We start from the raw sequence: 17,770 nt of genomic DNA, 5'->3' as shown, positions 1-17,770 counted from the left end.
GCCAGGTCACACAGTCTCGCGTGCTCGTCTCGTCTCGCGGTACTGCTCGATCGTCAGGCATTGCAACTGCGAGTAGCTGCCGCCGCGGTTCTCGACGTAGCCGACCGCCGACACGAACGGCTCGATCGTGTAAATCTTCGTCAACGGAGTGACGATGAGGAGTTGGAGCCCGAGCTTCGCGAACAACGAGAGCGCGTACCGGGCCGAATCGTCCGAGCCGCGGCCAAACGCCTCGTCGATGACGACGAAACGGAAGTCGCGGGACCTCGTCGCACCCCACTTCAGATCGAACTGGTACGCCAGTGACGCTGCGAGGATCGTGTAGGCGAGCTTCTCCTTCTGCCCGCCCGACTTGCCGTCGGAGTCGGTGTAGTTCTCGTACTCTTCGTCATCCTCCACATAGCGTTCCGACGCAGCGAAGGTCACCCAGTTTCGGACATCGGTGACCAGCTCGGTCCACCGCCGGTCGACGTCGGCGAAACCCTCCCGGCCGCGGAACCGTTCGACGATCGCCTTCACCAGGAGGAACTTCTCCTCCGAGTACTGCTCCTCTTCGGCACCGATCTCCATCTCGCCGTCGCTGCACCGCCGCAGGTCGGCGCGGAACTCCTTGATCTCCTGGGACGCGCTCGGGTTCACTTCCAGGCGAATGTACCGTCCGGGGTTGTACTCGATCCCCGACAGCGACTCGTTGATCGTGTCGATCTTCGATCCGATCAGATGCACTTCCTTGTTGAGCTTCGCCGCGAAGATCGCGATGTCGCGAATCGCATTCGTGTTCAAGTAGTTCTTGAAGTCGCTCTCGAACCGAGGCAGATCGTCGTGCGCCAGGCGACGGTGCAGCTCACGGTACTCGTCCGCCGACGCGATGTCCGGATCGAACTCGGTCGTCAGAATCGGATAGTTGCGGTTGAAATCCGACATCCGATTCACCACGCGCGTCGAGAACGTGCCCGCGCGAGACGTGTGCTGTTCGGCCGCATCCGTCAACGACTCCGTCAGCGAAGCCTCCAGTTCGGCGCACGTGTCGACGGTCAGATCGACGTCGCCGATCGACTCCGCGATGGCGTCGAAATGAGTCGTGGCCTCCTCCGAGCCCGGTTCGGCAGCCACGAGTCGCGCCGATTCTCGGATCTGTTCACCCTGGTTTCGGGACATCTCCAGCCGGGACACCTTGTCGCGAAGGCCATCACGTGTGGCATCGGCGACGGACAACTGATCCCGCGTCGACGCGACCGACTCGGTGACCGCCGCCAACTCGTCAGACGAATGCTCCAACTCGGTCTTGCGGTCCGTCAGCTCGGCGACGCGTGCGGCCGCCGACTCCCAGTCGAGCGCATCGAAACTCGGATACGCGTCAAGCCCGGTGAGCGCGTTACGACGATTCATCAGACGGCGACGCGAATCCTCCAGCTCCTCGATCTCCGAATCGATCCGATTCAGATCGTCCTGTACGCGCTGCCCGGCGGTGAACAGCGCGTTGACCTTCTGCTCGTTGCTCCAGCCGAGCACATAGTTGCGGCGGTCGTCGACGCGTTGCGAATCGTCCTTCTCATGTCGTCCGCCGCCCGACCGGACCTGACCGGCGACGGTTACCGCGTAGTCGGCGTTCCGGAACTCGTCGAGGGTCTCAGCACACTCGTGCCGGGCCCGTTCGAAGAGTCGACGCTCCACCCAGGTGTAAAACGGCCCGTCCTTGATGTCGAGCTTGTGGACGAGCGCGTTCGCCGGAGGCGTCGACACGGTCTTCGACGAGACACGCTCGGGCACTTTGAAGTACACGAGGCGACCGCCGAGGTGGTTGGCGTCGATCCACGCGGACACCTTGTCGTACCGGGCAGTCGGCACCAGAAGCGACAGGCCGAACCCGCGGAGTACGCGCTCGGCGGCGCCCTCCCAACGGCTCTCGTCGGGCCGGACACCGATCAGCTCACCGACGAATGGGAGCTCGTCGTGTGTCAGTCCGACCCCGCCACAGATCAGTTCGCGCATCCGCAGGTTACGTTCGGGAATATTGCTCGTCCGGCCACGCAGGCTCGCGATCTCGCCCGCGACACGTCGGCCTTCGCCGTCGATCTGACGTCGGTCGACGACGAGCTCGGTGATGCCGTTCGCGACGTCGGCGACTTCCGCGTCCAACGCCTCGACCGCGTCGGCGACCTCGGTGCGCCGCTGCTCGAACTGGCCGCGCTCGGCGACCGGCGCGAGCCCGGAATCGTCGAGGAGTCCCGTGTACCGCTCGTGGGCCGCCGCGCGCTCATCGCGTTGGCGCTGCGCCTCGACGATCTGGGCCTCCAACGCGGCGATGTCGTTGCCGCCCAGACCGGCCTGCCGAAGTTCCAACTCGCGCAGCGCGATCCGCAAGTCGGCGATATCGCGGTCGACCTCCTCCAACGCGGTGCGGGTGGCGACGATGTCACGGTTTGACTCGGCCAGACTGGATTCGAGGAGATCGCATCGGCGATCCGCGAAAAAGAACCGAAGGGCGCTGCGCCGTTCCCGCATCTCCGCAGACATCTCGATGTGGCTCGTGTACTTGTCGTAGTCGGCCAACAGCGGTTCGAGTTCGGCGAGTTGGCGCCGGGCCAAGACGACGGCGTCGTGCGCAGCCGTCAGATCCTCGAAGTGCGCCACCATCGTATCGACCCACCCGGTGGAGTCGAACGGTTCGAGCATGTGGTCTCGAACGAAGTCGTTGAGGTTGCCGACCGCCTTCATCGACACCGTCTGATGGAACAGCTCCATCGCCTGCTCGGACCGCACCGTGAGGCTGCGCCGATAGTCGCGCCCGTACTCGGGGAAGTGTTCGTGAATGCGGGTTCCGGTGTCCTTCAGACGTTTCCGCAGGGCACGGAGATCGGTACCGAAATCAGCGAAGTCGGCCGTGATGTCGAGCGCCCGGTCGGTGACGGTGAAGAACCGTTCCGGCTGCCCGCTATCGTGGCGCATCGAGAACACCTGTGCGAGCGTGACCGTCTCGTCGTACCCCTCATTGGCGAAGACGCCGAGGATCACCGAATAGTTCGACATGCCGCGCAACGCCACCGGGCGTGACGCGCCGGACGCGTCATTGCGTTCAGACTTGTAATGGCCCAACACATACGAGCGGAGATCGCGCTCACGCGACTCCGCCCCGGCCGCCTTGTTGTAGGCGACGCGGTGTGCAGGCATCAACAGCGTGGTCAGCGCGTCCACGAGAGTCGACTTGCCCGAGCCGATGTCGCCGGTCAACAATCCGTTCTCGCCCGCGAGATCGAGCGTCCACACACGTTGGTCGAACGTCCCCCAGTTGAACACCTGGAACTTCTGCAGCCGGAAACCCGACCCCGACGACTCCGTGCTCTCCAACTCTGTTGCGGCGAACAGTCCCGTCATCGCGTCTCCTCCCGTGCGATATCGGCGTACTCAGCCAGGTGGGCGTCGAAGTCGGCGAGCCACTGCGCGTCGACGAACGCCTTGATGACGCGTCGGACCTCGTACTCCCCGTCCTGCCCCGGCATCCGGCGCAGGAATCCCAGATCGGTGACACGGCGGATCGCGGTGTCGGTCTGATCGACCGTGCGCGCTTCATTCGTCGTCGTCGGATAGAACGGCGTGAGCAGCTCGCGCAGTTGGTCGCCGGTCAGGATCAGCCGGTTGCCCGCATCGGTCGTGTCGTGTTCGGCGAGCCGTTTGCGGAGCAGCGCGAGGAGCAGCGACGTGTGCAGCGGCAATTGGTGGCGGGCGACCAAACGAGGGATCCCCAGTTCGGCGAGCTCGTCGTCGTCCCGCGACCGCAGAAACGCATACCCTTCCGCCTCGTCGATGACCACGGCGAGACCGAGCGTCGCCACATAGTCGCTGACCTGCGCGGGCAGTCCGACGACATGCTGCCACGTAGTCTCCGCCGAATCGCGGTAGACGACGCCCTTCATCAGCGAGGTCACCGCCAACGACAGGTTCAGCTCGTCGCGGGGGACGGTGCGGCTCATGGTGTCTCCTCCGTTGGGGTCGACGGCCGTGGCCGTGTGTAGATGACGCGGGGGACGCGTGCGGTGCGACGGTCGCCGAACTCGTCGGTCCACCTGACGTGCTGGGTCGTGCCCTCGTCGAAGATCCTGGTGAAGCTCTCGTCGGCCAGCGACATGTACGTGATCAGCTCGGCGAGCCCTTGCGACAACGGCGACTCGGCGAGCACGTCCGCGAGGGTGACCTGGTCGTGGCGGCGCAGACGTCGTCGGACCTCGTCGATGAGCGGAGACGGATCGATGTGGATCTGTTCGAACAATGCGTCCGAATCGCCTTCTGGCTCGCCGTACTCGATGTCGTCGCTGTCGACGTCGACGGTCGCGGTCGGTCGGTACAGGGGGCGCTCCATCGGCAGGACGACGGTGGGGGATGGGGAATCGACCTCGTGCGAGAAGTCGTCGATCCGGTCCTCGCGGAGCCCGTACGCGGACGCCTCGATATTGCGCAGCAGATCCATGACGCGGCGGTTCTCCAACCACGCCTGGTCGTCGAGGAATCGCCGCAACTGCTCGGACAGCCGGCGGACCGTGTCCTGGGCGCGGGTGCCAGCGTCGAGCCAGTCGTGGTGGATGTTGGCCATTCGGTCGTCCGCGACCTCGGAGAACGACTGTGCGTCCCGGACGAGCTCGTCGAGCTCGTCGAGGCGGTCCGCCGACAGGAGCAGATCGTAGAAGGCTTGGAAGCTGCGGCCCTGATCGGAGTCGGCGATCATGCTGCGATTGTTGACGATCTCGTCGAGGAGCTCACCCTTGGTGCCGCGCCAGGTGGCGATGCGTTCACGCATCTGCCGGTCCAAAGCGCGGAAGTTGGCTTCGACCTCGCGGAAGTCCGAGAGCAGTGCGCGGGACACCTCGCTGAACTGCTGGTAGCGGTCGCGGCGACGTGTCGCGTCGAGGACACTCACCTCGCCGCGTTCGACGGCGTCGATCTCCGCGTCGATCTCGGCACGTCGTCGCCGCAGCTCGGTGAGCCTAACCTGGGGGTCGGTGTTGGTGCCGTACACCATCTGCCGGAGCAGATCGAAGACCGTGTTCAACCGGGACTCGGTGCCGACGAAGTCACGTTCGCGCAGCGACGCCAACCAGGCGACGGCGCGCTCGACGGCGGGCGTCGCATCGTAGTGCGGCTCGTCGCTGTCGATGACGTAGTACTTACGCAGCCAGCCCGCAGCAGGCGACGCCCACTCGTCGAGATACGCCTTCGGCGCTCGAGGATAGGTGTCCTCACCGAGTCGTCGGTTGAGCGCATACAGCTCGTCGTCGAGCAGGCTGATCAGGCCCGACTCGGAGATCTCGCGGATGTTGTCGTCGACGAACACGCGGCCGAGGAAGGACAGAACCAGCGGCGCGTTGTCCGCGCGCAGCAGCCTCCACGCCGCGCTGGATTTCCGCACGGCGACGATCTCGTCGAATTGCACTGGGTCAGGGTAGCGACTGCCCGACGCGACGGGTCAGTCGCGGTGCGCGCTTGAAGTGCAACTCAAGGCATCAGATGAGTCGGAAACCCGATCCGACCCTTGACGTCTTGTTGAGAGGCCCCAGGATGTCGGTCATCTTCGTCGCGATCATCGGGCTGTAGACCGGGAACGCGGGATCGACGCAGGGGATCGACGGGGTGCCCGCGCCCGCGACGCGCAGCGCGCCGTTCAGCATGCCGACGAGGCGACCGCCGACGATGATCGGACCACCCGAGTCGCCGTGGTCGGCGCACACGTAGTTGAGTGCGGCGTTACCGTCGTGGACGAGGGTCGGGCCACAGGTGAACCCGGTGGTGCGACCGGCTTTGCACACGTTCGAGAACGGTTTCGGGTAGGAGCCGATGCGGGAGATGCGCGCCTTGCCGACCTGGCGGACGGCCTTCACGCGCGACGAATTCAACGCGATGACCGCGACGTCGAGACTGCTGCTGCGGGTCACGATGGAGCCGATGACACCAGCCTTACGGTTGCGTTCGGCCTGGACGGTGTTGCCGATGCCGCCGCAATGAGCAGCGGTGAGCCCGACCAAACGACCCGTGCGGTCATGCCCGACCGCGGTCATGGTGCACAGTGCGTTGCCTGCGACGATGATTCCCGAACCACCGCCGACGGTGGCGCGCGGTGCGGCCTCAGCAGGTCCGCTGGGTACAAGCGCCACAGTGGCGGCGACCGCGGCGACCGCGACCAGGACACGTTTGATCATCTTCACGTTGACAGAACTCCATTCGGGTAGTGAGTTCCGACCCCCGGCCGGCTCGGTAACGATTCAAACACAGGCGACGGCGTCGCAAAGTGAGGCGAAGCAACGCGTCGCACAGACATGGCGAATACCGTTGGCGGCATGTTGTCGAGTTCAGACTTGTCGAGCCTGTCCGCTGCCCTCGCTCCCGGAATGGTGGTGACCGACCCCGACATCCTCGGGGCATACCGGTACGACAGAGCCAACGACCCCGACGCGGGCACCCCGCTCGCGCTGGTCCGGCCCGTCACCACCGAAGACGTCCAGACCACGGTCCGCTGGTGCGCCGAACACCGGGTGCCGATGATCACGCGCGGCGCAGGGACGAGCCTGTCGGGCGGGTCGACGGCGGTCGACGGCGCCGTGACGATCTCGACCGAGAAGATGCGGAACCTGACGATCGACACCGCGACGCGCACCGCAGTCTCGCAACCGGGCATGTTGAACGCCGAGGTCAAAGCCGCGGCTGCAGCGGAGGGCCTCTGGTATCCGCCGGACCCGTCGTCGTTCGAGATCTGCTCGATCGGCGGAAACGTCGCCACAAACGCGGGCGGGCTGTGCTGCGTGAAGTACGGCGTCACCACCGACTACGTCCTCGGCCTGCAAGTGGTCTTGGCAGACGGTCGCGCCGTCCGGCTCGGCGGTAAGCAACTCAAAGACTCGGCCGGGCTGCCGTTGACGAAACTGTTCGTCGGCAGCGAAGGTCTGCTCGGCGTCGTCACCGAAGTGACACTGCGTCTGCTGCCTCCACAGGCGTCGGCGTGCACCGTCGTCGGCTCGTTCGCAAGCGTCCACGCCGCATCAGAGGCCGTCCTCGCCGTGACCTCGCAGATCCGGCCCGCGATGCTCGAATTCATGGACTCCGTCTCGATCAACGCGGTCGAAGACATGCTCAAGATGGGGCTCGACCGGCACGCGGGCGCGATGCTCGTCGCACAGTCGGACGCGCCGGGACCTGCCGGGACCGCCGAGGTGGAACTCATCGAACGGGCCTTTTCCGCCTGCGGTGCGGGTGAAGTCTTCTCGACGTCCGATCCCGTCGAGTCCGAAGCGTTCACCCAGGCGCGCCGCATGGCCATTCCCGCCGTCGAACGGCTCGGTGCGCTCCTGCTCGAGGACGTCGGAGTGCCGCTCCCGTCACTGCCCGCTCTCATCGACGGAGTCGAGGCGATAGCCGCGGACAACCGTGTGGTGATCTCGGTGATCGCACACGCGGGCGACGGCAACACGCATCCGCTGATCGTCCACGATCCGACCGACGACGACGAGACCGCTCGTGCCAACACCGCGTTCGGCCAGATCATGAGCTTGGCGATCTCGTTGGGCGGCACCATAACCGGCGAACACGGTGTGGGGAGACTGAAGAAGGGCTACCTGCGCGACCAAGTCGGCGACGACGTCATAGAGCTCACCACCGTGCTCAAAGCCGCTCTCGACCCCGACGGGCTGCTGAACCCGGGCGTGCTGCTGTAGAGGTCAGCTGATCCGGTCGAGGATGATCGCCGCGAGGTCGGCGGGCCGCTGGTCGGGCAGCCAGTGGGACGCGCCGTCGATGATCTCGAGGCGAAAGTCGCCGGTCACGTACTCGTGCGCGAGTTCGGCGCCGCGGCGGGCGAGCGCCGAGTCGCCGGAACTCCACACGTGGGTGGTCGGCGCCGACACCGTGCGCGTGAGGCCGGTAGGCCCGTCGAGCAGCATGGCCCGGTACCAGTTGAGACCGCCCGTCAACGCCCCAGCCGTCAACTTTGGGTCGTCGATGATCTCGCGTTGGACGACGGCGACCTCGTCGAGCGACATGCCGGTCCGTCGCAGGGCCGTCGGCAGCACCGACCGAATTCGAGTGATCACGAGTTCCGGGAGCCACGGGACCTGGAAGAAGTACATGTACCAGGACATGAGTGCCTGGCGGCTCCGTGTCATCGACCGGAGGAACGCGCCGGGATGCGGCACGGACACCGAGGTCAGCGACCGCACCAGATCGGGGCGGTTCATGGCGAGCGACCAGGCGACGAGTGCACCCCAGTCGTGGCCGACGACATGGACGGGGCCACGACCGGTCTGCTCGATCAACGCCACGATGTCCGCGGTCAACTCGCTCGTGCGGTAATGCCACCGTCCACGCGGCCGCGCCCCCGGAGAGTAGCCGCGCTGTGTGGGGGCGATCGTGCGAAACCCTTGCGCCGTCAACAGTTCCGAGACCTGCGACCAGGACGACGCGGTCTGCGGGAAACCGTGCAGGAGGATGACCGGTTCGCCGTCGGCGGGCCCGGAGTCGGTGACGTCGAACGTGAGGCCGTTGCGCGTGAAGGTGTCCATGATGGTTCCGAGTCTGCCAGATCCGAGCATCCGGGTGAGCCTTCCCACAGCCCGCCGTCCGGGTTCGAGACCACGCGCGCACGACGGGTAACTTATGGCTTCACGACGCGCCGCGACTCCCGGCGGCGCGAGTAGCAAAAGGTGTGGTGAACAAGCGCGCATGACCGGTTCGGCGGCCCTTCAGGACAACGAATTCGAGAACTGTATTCGCGATCGATACGCCGACGTGGAGCTCGTCGTCGAAACCGATCCGACGGTCGACGAGATCGGACGCGTGCACTCCCAGCTCGGGAAGTTGATGTCGCAGATGCCCGCGGGCGCGCACTTCGCGCTCATCACCGGGTATCCGGCGCTCATCGCGACCGCACTCGTCGGCCACGCCGCACTCCGTGACGGTTCGACCGACTTCTGGGACGGATTCGCCGCCTGCCTCGGGGTCGACCGAGACCCGTCGTTCGAAGCCGCGCTCACCGGTTTCGCGGGCGACATGTTTCGTGCCGCCGGGCTGCGCGATATCGAAGCGCTTCGCGACCGCGACCCGGTGTGGCTGCTCGAACTGCACGCAGGCATCCCGGCCCATGCACTCGGCGCTCTCGTCGACGTCATCGAACAGCATGTGGCGGCCGGGCGTGCGCCACAGGGCACGGTGGTGCTCGACCACCTGACCGAACCCGGTTTCGGTCACCGCCGCAGGCAGCTGCCCGCCGAGTTCCGCGCGCTTCTCGACCATGCGCCCGACACGGCCGTCACATTCCTCGCGAGGATCTGCGCGGTGCTCGTCGCGAGTGTCGCCGAACCCGAGACCTGGGCCGCGTCCGAGTTGACCGCCGCCACCGTCGACCTGCCGCCGACGATCCTCGCGACATTGCGAGACCGGTTGGCGCGCAAGCCGTTCCTCGACGGCGATCCCGACGCGGCCGCGCTGTGCGTCGCTCGGTTTCCCGAACTGCGCTACGACGCGGCCGAAGGCACGCTCGACGTCGTCGTACCGCCCGGAGCGGAGCCGACGACGTGGCGAGCGTGGACCGGCGACGCCCCCGAACAGGTTCGAGTCGGAACCGACGAGGCCGCAGTGGTCCCGGTGACGTCCGCACTGCGCGAATGCGTGCTCGTCAACCTCGACAACGGCGCGAGGCGCGCCATCCCCGTCGTCTTGCCGGGCGACCCGATCGTGCTGTTCGCTCCCGATGGGCGCGTCATGTCACACCACCGCACCCTCCCCGCGGGGGAGGTCGTCGCGCTCGTCCCCAACGACGCCGACTTCGCGGGGACGGGGCGGAAGAAGATAGACGTCACCGACACCCGCAACGGCCCGTGGGACGGATGGCTCCTGCGGACCCTCGACCTCGCCGGACACCGCGAGCTGACCGTGGTCCGCGACGGACGCAGGGGAGCCACCCGGCGGGTACGGCCCACCGAGAGCCCGAGCATCGAACTGCCCGAGCCGCTGCCCGGAGTCACCACACGCGACGGCGACCCCGTATTCGGTGAGCGTCCGCTCGTCGACCTGCCCGCGCATGACGGCGACGCCGTCAAGGAATGGCGGGTCCGGGTACGCAGGGTCGGCGACCTGAACTGGCTCGTCGACTATCCGTGGGCCGCCGAAGACTTCATCACCTCCGCCGATCCGTTCGACGGCGTCGACGCGCCGCTCCTGGGTACCTACGAGATCGTCGTCAGTGACTCCTACGCGTTGGATCTGCGCCGTGTCGCCGTCATCGCCGAAGGGCTCGATGCCGTCAACGAACCCGCCGTGCGGCTGCCCGCCGCCGACGGGCTCGCCGAATCGACCACTGGACTCACCGCCGACCACGGACTCGCCGTCGACGACGCAGAACTGGTCTTCGGTCCGACCGACGTCGAACGGGTCACTCAAGTCTCGGTCGTTGGTGACGCACGGAGATCGGATGCACGGGAATCGGGTTCGCTGGAACTGGTCGTGCGTCCGCCGCACGCGCTGGTGCGGCTCGAACGGGCGGGCGTCCCCTCCGCGTGGCAGACCGCGTTGCCGGAGATCGACCTGGAAGCCACCGATCACCGTCGCCTCGCCGTGTACGTCCCCGGCGGCGTCGACGTCTCCTTCGCTCTCCTCGACGGCGACCTCGACATCGTTCGGGAATGGGAGTCCGACGGACACGCGGGAACTGAGTTCGCCTTGGCGACCAGACAGATCGTCGAAGCCGCGCGACGCCTGGTGCGCGGCACGCTCGTCGCCGTCATCGAAGCCGCGGACGGCAGCACCGACGAGGCCCCGATCGCCACTGTCGTCCGCGACGGGGGTGCCCCGGCCCCGGCCACGACGTCCTCGGCGCCCGCCGCAGACGAGTTGACCGCCGCATGGATGCTCCTCGACACCGAGCAGGCCGCGGACGCGGAGAGCCCCGCGCCGTCGGTCGATGTGCTGACCGCCGACCCGACCGCGTCGCTCGTCGCGCTCGGCGACAGTCCCGTCGCACCGCGCCGGATCCCGGCCCTGCTCATCCGTTCAGGTCTCGCCGAGCAACCGTTCGCGCCGAGTGACCGGGCGAGCGCCTCGCACCCGAACCCGTACGTCGGCTGCACCATCGCGATGTCGGCGATCGTCGACCCGGCCGCATCCGATCGCGACGAGATCCAGTCGTATCTGACCACGCGCGGCGGCGACGAACTGCTCCGCCTGCTCGCAACGGGTCGCATGAGCGACCCGCGGACCGGAGTCCTCGACCGCAACGTGATGGCCGTCGAATCCATGGGGCGCGAGCAAGTCGACATGCTGTTCGAGCACTTCCGTCTGGTGCCGGGGCCGGTCCTCGACCTCGACATGCGCACCAGCGCGACCATCGACGCATTCCACCACCGCATGGAGTGGATGGCCGATCCGATCAGTGTCGAGGCTCCGCGGCATGTGAACACGATGCTGCGCGACGTGCGTCGGTCGTCGCCCGAGATGTACGACCTCATCGCCGCACGTAACGAAGCGCTCGACGGCGTCGACACCGGAGCCAACCCGTGGATGCTCCTGTCGATGCAGTCGATGGCGTTCGCCGCCGTCGCGCGGCTCCAGGCCAACGACTGCCTCAAGAAGGGCGGCCTGACCGACGAGGGGCGAGCTATGTGGGCGGCCCTCGCCGACTACTTCCCCGGAATGGTGTCGGCCGACCTGCTCACGGCGAACGCGGTCGCCGTACGTGCCGCGGCGCTCGCTTCAGCCACGAAGAAGTAGGCCGGCAGAAGCAGATCTATCGGCGCAGCGCATCGGCGTCGATCCCGGCTTCGCGGAGCAGCGCCTTCCGCAGACCGGAACCGGTCTCGTAGCCCGCTGCGCGAGCGGCGTGGGTGACCGATGCGCCTTCGCGTAGGCGGCCGATCGCCACGTTCAGGCGCGCGCGGACCCGCCACTGCCGGAACGCGATACCGGTCTCGCTGACGAATATCCGCTGCAGGTGGCGCCCGCTGATCCCATGGCGTGCCGCGATCTGATCCAGCGACTCCGACGAGAACGGGAGTTCGCGGGCCACGGCGGCCGCCACCGGGTGCGTCGGTGCGGGCAGCGAGAACCACGGCCCGCGGAGCCGGGTCAGGACGTCGTCGAGTGCGGCGCGGAACACCTGCACCTCGGTGTCCGTCGTCGGCGCGGCACCGAGGATCGCGGTCATCACGGCGGTGACTGCCGGAATCGAGCCCAGGCGGTGCACGGGTTCGGGTGGGAGCGTCGACGGGGACAGGATCGGGCCGAGGACGAGGCTGCCGGGGGAGTAGCGAGCCGAGTGCGGCACGTTCGGCGCCAGCCAGACCGACTCGTGCACGCCGAGTATCACGTGTTCACCGTCGATCGCCAGGCGCGCCGATCCCGCTCCGACGTAAACGAGATGGGGTTCGCTGTGCGTGTGGGTGTCGTGGCCGAGGAACCGAATCGAGTTCTCGGGCACGATCGTCGCGAGACGCCCGGGCACCTGGTCCATGCGATCCCTTCCTCCAGCAGTGGGCTGCGCCGGCATCGTGTCGGGTTGGTTCGCGATTGGTGTCAGGTACGGACCGAAGAGACACGAATATACGATTAGCTTAGTCTAGCCTAATAGGCTTCGCCAGACAGACAACGAGAAGTAGGTTCACATGCGTTCCCTTCGTTCCTCCGGAGCCGCGATGTTCGCGCTCCTGACGGTCCTCGTCCTCGCCGTCGCCGGATGTTCGTCGGCTGACGACTCCGCCGAATCTGACGGCGGTGAACGGGTGGTGCCGACCATCAACGGTGACGTGGCGATCCCGGCGGACCCACAACGAGTCGTGGTGTTGAACTACGCCCTCGCCGGATATCTGTTCGACCTCGATGTCCCCGTCGTCGCCACCACGACCGAGTCGACCGACGAGAAGGGCGAGTTCGCCGAGCAGTGGGCCGACGACGCGAAGGAGCAGGGCACGGTCCTCCTCCCGTGGAGCGTCGACGGCTTCGACATGGAAGCGATTCTCGAGCAGGACCCCGATCTGATCGTCGCGGGTGGCATCGGCTTCCCGTTCAAACACGCGACCACCGCGTACGACGAACTGAGCAAGATCGCGCCGACCGTCGTCGTCGGTGACGACCTCACCGAATGGCAGACCCAGTACGAGTTCATCGCCGACCGAGTCGTCGGCAAGCCCGAGGTCTACCAGGACGCAGTCGCTGAGTACGATGCCCGCGTCGGTGAGGTCAAGAACAACATCACCGTGCCCGACGGCGATTCGGTGTTCCTGTCGATGCTCGCTGACGGTCGCGCCTACGTGCTCATCGAAGACCGGGGACTGCCCAAAGAGTTCGCCAAGGTCGGATTCCGTCCCGCGCCGCTGTTCGCGACCGGAAAGTACCAGCCGTACACCAAGGACGGCGACAGCTTCGAGTTGTCGACCGAGCAGGTCGGGCAGGTGCTGACGCAGCCGACCCTTTTCGCCGCGGGATTCAACGCCGACGTCACGTCGATCGACCAGATGCGTAAACAGCCGATCTGGGCGGCGCTCCCGTCGTTCCAGAAGAACCAGGCATACGATCTGCCGTACTGGACGCAGCGCAGCGACTACGACGAAGCGATGAAGACCCTCGACATCATCGAGGCGAAGTTCGGGAAGAAATAGCCTCATGACCCATCGCCGTATCGTCCCGCTCCCGCTCACCCTGCGGCGCCTCACCGTGTCGAGCACTGAGCGGATCACGCCGCGCATGCAGCGGGTGAGGTTGGGCGGACCGGAACTTGGGGAGTTCGAGCGGGACGGACTGACGTTGCCCGCGCTCGTCTGCCCGGGCTTCGACGACCACGTCAAACTGATCTTCGCATCGAGCGGCGACGTCGCCGACGTGCTGCCGAAGCAGGTGGAGCAGGGAATCGAATGGCGCGCGTCCGACGCCCTCGAGACTAGGGATTACACTCCCGTGCGACTCGACGTTCACGGTCATGAACTGGTTTTGGACTTCGTCGCCCACACCGTGGGCACAGGTCAGGAGTCCGGTCCGGCGGCGGGAATCGGCGAGGCGTGGGCGTGCGCGGCGCGACCGGGCGACGAGCTGTGGATCGTCGGCCCCAAGTCGTCGACCGACATACCCGACGACGTCGACTGGATCCTCCTGGCCGGAGACGAGACCGCGCAGCCCGCCGTCGAGCGGTTCCTGGCCGAGCGGCCCGTCGACGTGCCCGCGCGCATCGTGCTGGCGATCTGCGACGAGTCGGCCCGACGGGACTTCGCCCTCGGGCCCGACGACGAGATCACCTGGGTCCTGGCAGCGGCAGACGATCGCGAGACACTGGCCGCAGCCGTCGCCGACGTCGCTCCGCTCGCGGGCCGGCCGTACGTCTGGGCGGCAGCGGAGAGCCGGGCGCTCCTGCCGATTCGAAAGTTCGCGTCCCGTCGGCTCGGTGCGGCTAAGTCCCACACCGACATCACCGGTTACTGGCACCTGACGGCTGTCGAACAGCAGGCTGCGTCCGACGACCAGCCGCAGAATGCCCCCACGTTGCCGCTGGTCACATCTCCGGTCACCTGGTTCGCGGTGCGCGCGGCCCTGCGATCGGGACTGTTGGAAGCCGTAGACATCGACCACCCGCTCCGGTTGAGCCTTGTCGAGGAGGCGCCGCTCGTTGACGTGCTGCTCGCGTGCGACGTCCTCGTCGACCGCGACGGTGCACTGTGGTTGACCGACACCGGAGAGATGCTGCTCGTCGACGAGCATGTCGCCGAGGATTTCGACGGGGTGGCCGCCGATCAGGTGTTGGCGCTGGTCGACCTCGCCGATGCGCTCGACACGGGACGCCCAGCGTGGCAGGTGCGGACCGGACAGACGTTCGCCGAAGCCGCCGTCGCACACGACGACGTCAGAGACGAGCTGGTGGATCGCAGCGCCGGCCGCGTCTACCTGCTGCCGGCCATCACCACGCTGCCCGTCTTCAGCCGAGAACGGATCGGCTTCTGCGGGCCCGGCGCAGGCGTCGTAGCCGAGGGCGTCGGCCGCACTGTCGAGCCGCTCAGCGGGACGTACGACGCCGTCGTGGGCGCCGACGCGCTCGCGAGCCGCACCGACCACGAGGTCGTGGCGTTCCTTCGCGACCTGCGGGCCGCGACCGACGAGGCGGTGCTCATCGAGTCGACGTCGCCGGACGGTCTCGGCGGTGACCCGACCGAGCACGCACTCGTCCATCTCGCGACGGTCGGGTGCCCGCCGCGTGACGGCTCCCGCGTCGCGGACCTGGCGGCTGCGGCCGACTGGGTGGTGACCGACACTGTCTCCGTCGGGTGGGGGACCACTGCCACCACGCTGCGGAGGGACCCGAAGGTCTCGTGAGAGCCCGGCGATTCGCTGCGTTGGCTGCGGCGCTCGTCGTCCTCGCGGGACTGTGCGCTCTCAGCCTCGCGATCGGGTCGGCGCAGCTGCCGCTGTCGACGGTGTGGGACGCGTTGCGCGGAGCGGACGGGACGGGCTCAGACGGTGGGATCGATCACATCACCGTCGTCGATGTCCGGGTGCCCCGCACGCTCATCGGGATCATGGTCGGCGCGGGCCTCGGTGTCGCCGGCGCCCTCATGCAGGCGGTCACGCGGAATCCACTCGCCGACCCCGGCATCCTCGGCGTCAACGCCGGCGCCGGGCTGGCGGTCGCCGTCGGCGTCGCCTACCTGGGGTTGACCGAGATCGGACAGTTCATCTGGCTCGCCCTGATCGGAGCGGTCGTCGCCGCGCTCCTGGTGGCCGCGGTGTCCGCGCGAGGGGCAGGCGGGGCCACCCCGCTCCGGTTGACCCTCGTCGGTGTCGCGGTCACCGCGGTGTTCAACGGAATGAGTCAGAGCCTGTCGCTGGTGAACCCCGCACGCTTCGAACACGTCCGCTTCTGGGGGGTCGGAACCATCGCGGATCGGCCGACGGGGACGGTCGCGTTCATCGCGCCGTTCATCGTCGTCGGCTTGGTTCTGGCGATCGCGGGCGCGCGATCGTTGAACGCGCTCGCACTCGGTGACGACGTCGCCCGATCGATCGGAGCACGCGTGCACGCCACGAGGGTCGCCGGGCTCGTGTCCCTGGTTCTGCTGTGCGGTGCGGCGACAGCGGCAGCAGGCCCGATCGCCTTCGTCGGGCTCATGGTGCCCCACGCGGTCCGCCTCGTCGCAGGCGCCGATCAGCGGTGGGTGATCGTGTTCTCCGCAGTGGTCGGTCCGTCGCTCCTGCTCGCCGCGGACATCGTCGGCAGGCTGGTGGTGTGGCCGGCTGAACTGCAGGTCGGCGTGGTGATGCCGGTGATCGGCGCACCGATCCTGATCTGGTTGGTACGTCGGAGGGCGAAGCTGTGACGGCCCGGACAGCGGTGCGCTCGCGGATATGGACCGTCAATCTCCTGACCGTCGTCGTGATCGTCGTCTGCTTCGCGGTGTCGTTGATGGTTGGCCGGTCGGGCCTGACTGTCGCGGACATCGTCGAGCTGCTGACCGGGGACGGAAGTGCACGTGATCGACTCGTCTTCGACTGGCGCGCGCCGCGTGCGTTGGCGGCTCCAGTGTTCGGCGCGTGCCTCGGCGTCAGCGGCATGATCTTCCAGTCCCTCACCCGGAACGCGCTGGGCAGTCCGGATGTCATCGGACTCAACTCGGGCGCGTACACCGGCGTCATCATCGTCCTCATGGTCGGTGGTTCGGGGTTCGGTGAAGTCGCGGTCGGCGCGGTCGTCGGCAGCATCGTCGCCGCGTTCGCGGTGTTCGTGTTCGCCTACCGTGGCGGTCTCGCCGGCTTCCGGCTGATCATTGTCGGCATCGCCGTCAGCGCGGTGCTCTCGTCGTTCAACCAGTGGTTCGCGGTTCGCGCCGATCTGGACGAGTCGATGCGTGCCGCGATCTGGGGCGCGGGCAGCCTCAACGGAATGACGTGGACCCCGCTGGTCGCCGTCACCTGCATCGCGCTCGTCATGGCGTGCGTTCTCGGGCCGCTGTCGCACGTGATGCGAGCGTTCGAACTCGGGGAGGAGACGGCCGCGTCGCTCGGCGTCCGAGTGGAGCGGGCCAAGCTCGTGATGGTTCTCGTCGGTGTCGTGTTCACCGCGATCGTGACCGCGGTCGCCGGACCGATCGCGTTCGTCTCGCTGGCAGCTCCGCAGATCGCGAAGCGCTTGGTGCGCAGCCCGTCGTTGACCGTGACCGGGTCGGCCTTGGTCGGCGCGGCCGTCCTGGCTGTCGGCGACCTGACCGCGCAACACCTGCTCGGCGACGTGTCGCCGCCGGTCGGCGCCGTGACGGTGACCCTGGGCGGTCTCTACCTCATCTGGCTCCTGCTGAAGGAGTAGCGACACCGAGCAACGGCTGTTCGTCCGGGACGAGTGCGTAACCACGGTCCCACGGCAGGCGGCCGTCACGATCGGGCCAGACCAACTGCACGGCCTGGAACGACTGGCCGAACAGCAGCGACGTCACGCGCATAGGTGATGCGTCGATCACGTCGATCGCGGTCAATCGATAGCCGTTCGTGGATCGCATGCCGTCGATCGTCGTGCCCGCGCCGAACGCGGGCGTCAACACCACACGCGCGGCTGCCTCATTGAGCACCGGGCCCGCGTGTTCGGGATCGACGCCGGTGACGACGAGTTCGGGACGGCCGAGCTCGGTGAGACCCGAGGTGTAGGCGACGGGTGCGGACGACTCGTCGCCGTACACGCCGGTCACCGCCCACGAACCGGAGGCGATCAGCGACAGCGCATGACCGATCAGATCGTCGGACCCGCCGCAGCGGGGGTCGAATTCACACATGG

At 67.3% G+C, this 17,770-nt stretch carries 13 protein-coding genes; 6 read left to right on the top strand and 7 right to left on the bottom strand.

The genetic code is table 11. The features are described 5' to 3' along the window. Positions 1-6 precede the first annotated feature (6 nt). From L5G28_RS14615 to L5G28_RS14600, 4 genes are all read right to left on the bottom strand, one after another. On the bottom strand, positions 7-3,375 hold the full coding sequence (locus tag L5G28_RS14615) for an ATP-binding protein (protein WP_237002157.1): 3,369 nt from the start codon (positions 3,373-3,375) through the stop codon (positions 7-9). Then, entirely contained in the window at positions 3,372-3,971 is a 600-nt protein-coding gene (locus L5G28_RS14610) for a DUF4194 domain-containing protein (RefSeq protein WP_237002156.1), read from the bottom strand. Before L5G28_RS14610 ends, L5G28_RS14615 begins: the two co-directional genes overlap by 4 nt. Beyond that, a complete protein-coding gene (locus tag L5G28_RS14605) occupies positions 3,968-5,425 on the bottom strand; it encodes a DUF3375 domain-containing protein (protein ID WP_236998630.1) in 1,458 nt (485 codons plus the stop codon). Before L5G28_RS14605 ends, L5G28_RS14610 begins: the two co-directional genes overlap by 4 nt. A 70-nt stretch (positions 5,426-5,495) precedes the next feature. Continuing rightward, complete coding sequence (locus L5G28_RS14600) at positions 5,496-6,188, bottom strand: trypsin-like serine protease (RefSeq protein ID WP_236998763.1); 693 nt, start codon at positions 6,186-6,188, stop codon at positions 5,496-5,498. A gap of 138 nt (positions 6,189-6,326) precedes the next feature. Here L5G28_RS14600 and L5G28_RS14595 point away from each other — a divergent pair, with 138 nt between their 5' ends. Next, a complete protein-coding gene (locus L5G28_RS14595) occupies positions 6,327-7,697 on the top strand; it encodes an FAD-binding oxidoreductase (RefSeq protein WP_236998629.1) in 1,371 nt (456 codons plus the stop codon). A 3-nt stretch (positions 7,698-7,700) separates the two neighbouring features. Here L5G28_RS14595 and L5G28_RS14590 read toward each other — a convergent pair whose 3' ends face one another. Beyond that, complete coding sequence (locus tag L5G28_RS14590; RefSeq protein ID WP_236998628.1) at positions 7,701-8,540, bottom strand: alpha/beta fold hydrolase; 840 nt, start codon at positions 8,538-8,540, stop codon at positions 7,701-7,703. Between the two features lie 160 nt (positions 8,541-8,700). Here L5G28_RS14590 and L5G28_RS14585 point away from each other — a divergent pair, with 160 nt between their 5' ends. Further along, on the top strand, positions 8,701-11,742 hold the full coding sequence (locus L5G28_RS14585) for a hypothetical protein (protein ID WP_236998627.1): 3,042 nt from the start codon (positions 8,701-8,703) through the stop codon (positions 11,740-11,742). A 16-nt stretch (positions 11,743-11,758) separates the two neighbouring features. Here the strand turns inward: L5G28_RS14585 and L5G28_RS14580 are convergent, their stop codons facing one another. After that, positions 11,759-12,481, bottom strand: coding sequence for an AraC family transcriptional regulator (locus tag L5G28_RS14580; RefSeq protein WP_237002155.1), 723 nt, complete (start codon positions 12,479-12,481; stop codon positions 11,759-11,761). A gap of 151 nt (positions 12,482-12,632) precedes the next feature. Between L5G28_RS14580 and L5G28_RS14575 the strand changes: the two genes are divergently transcribed. Genes L5G28_RS14575 through L5G28_RS14560 form a run of 4 tightly spaced genes read left to right on the top strand, consistent with a single transcriptional unit; the run spans position 12,633 to position 17,308 of the window. Then, positions 12,633-13,625 carry an ABC transporter substrate-binding protein gene (locus tag L5G28_RS14575; RefSeq protein WP_237002154.1) on the top strand — a complete coding sequence of 331 codons (993 nt, stop codon included), beginning with the start codon at positions 12,633-12,635 and terminating at the stop codon, positions 13,623-13,625. Positions 13,626-13,629: 4 nt separating this feature from the next. Continuing rightward, on the top strand, positions 13,630-15,324 hold the full coding sequence (locus L5G28_RS14570) for a siderophore-interacting protein (RefSeq protein ID WP_237002153.1): 1,695 nt from the start codon (positions 13,630-13,632) through the stop codon (positions 15,322-15,324). Then, positions 15,321-16,325, top strand: a complete 1,005-nt coding sequence (locus L5G28_RS14565) for a FecCD family ABC transporter permease (protein ID WP_237002152.1) — start codon at positions 15,321-15,323, stop codon at positions 16,323-16,325. Before L5G28_RS14570 ends, L5G28_RS14565 begins: the two co-directional genes overlap by 4 nt. Continuing rightward, positions 16,322-17,308, top strand: coding sequence for a FecCD family ABC transporter permease (locus L5G28_RS14560; protein ID WP_237002151.1), 987 nt, complete (start codon positions 16,322-16,324; stop codon positions 17,306-17,308). Before L5G28_RS14565 ends, L5G28_RS14560 begins: the two co-directional genes overlap by 4 nt. Here the strand turns inward: L5G28_RS14560 and L5G28_RS14555 are convergent. Beyond that, the gene (locus L5G28_RS14555; RefSeq protein WP_237002150.1) at positions 17,283-17,768 is read right to left on the bottom strand and encodes a DUF4262 domain-containing protein; all 486 of its coding nucleotides are present in this window, start codon (positions 17,766-17,768) and stop codon (positions 17,283-17,285) included. The genes L5G28_RS14560 and L5G28_RS14555 overlap by 26 nt on opposite strands. Between the last annotated feature and the right edge of the window lie 2 nt (positions 17,769-17,770).

This window comes from Gordonia liuliyuniae (assembly GCF_021739025.1).
In the GTDB taxonomy this organism is placed as follows: Bacteria; Actinomycetota; Actinomycetes; order Mycobacteriales; family Mycobacteriaceae; genus Gordonia; species Gordonia liuliyuniae.
The sequence above is the reverse complement of the archived record's forward strand: the minus strand, read 5'-3'. Positions and strand labels throughout refer to the sequence as shown.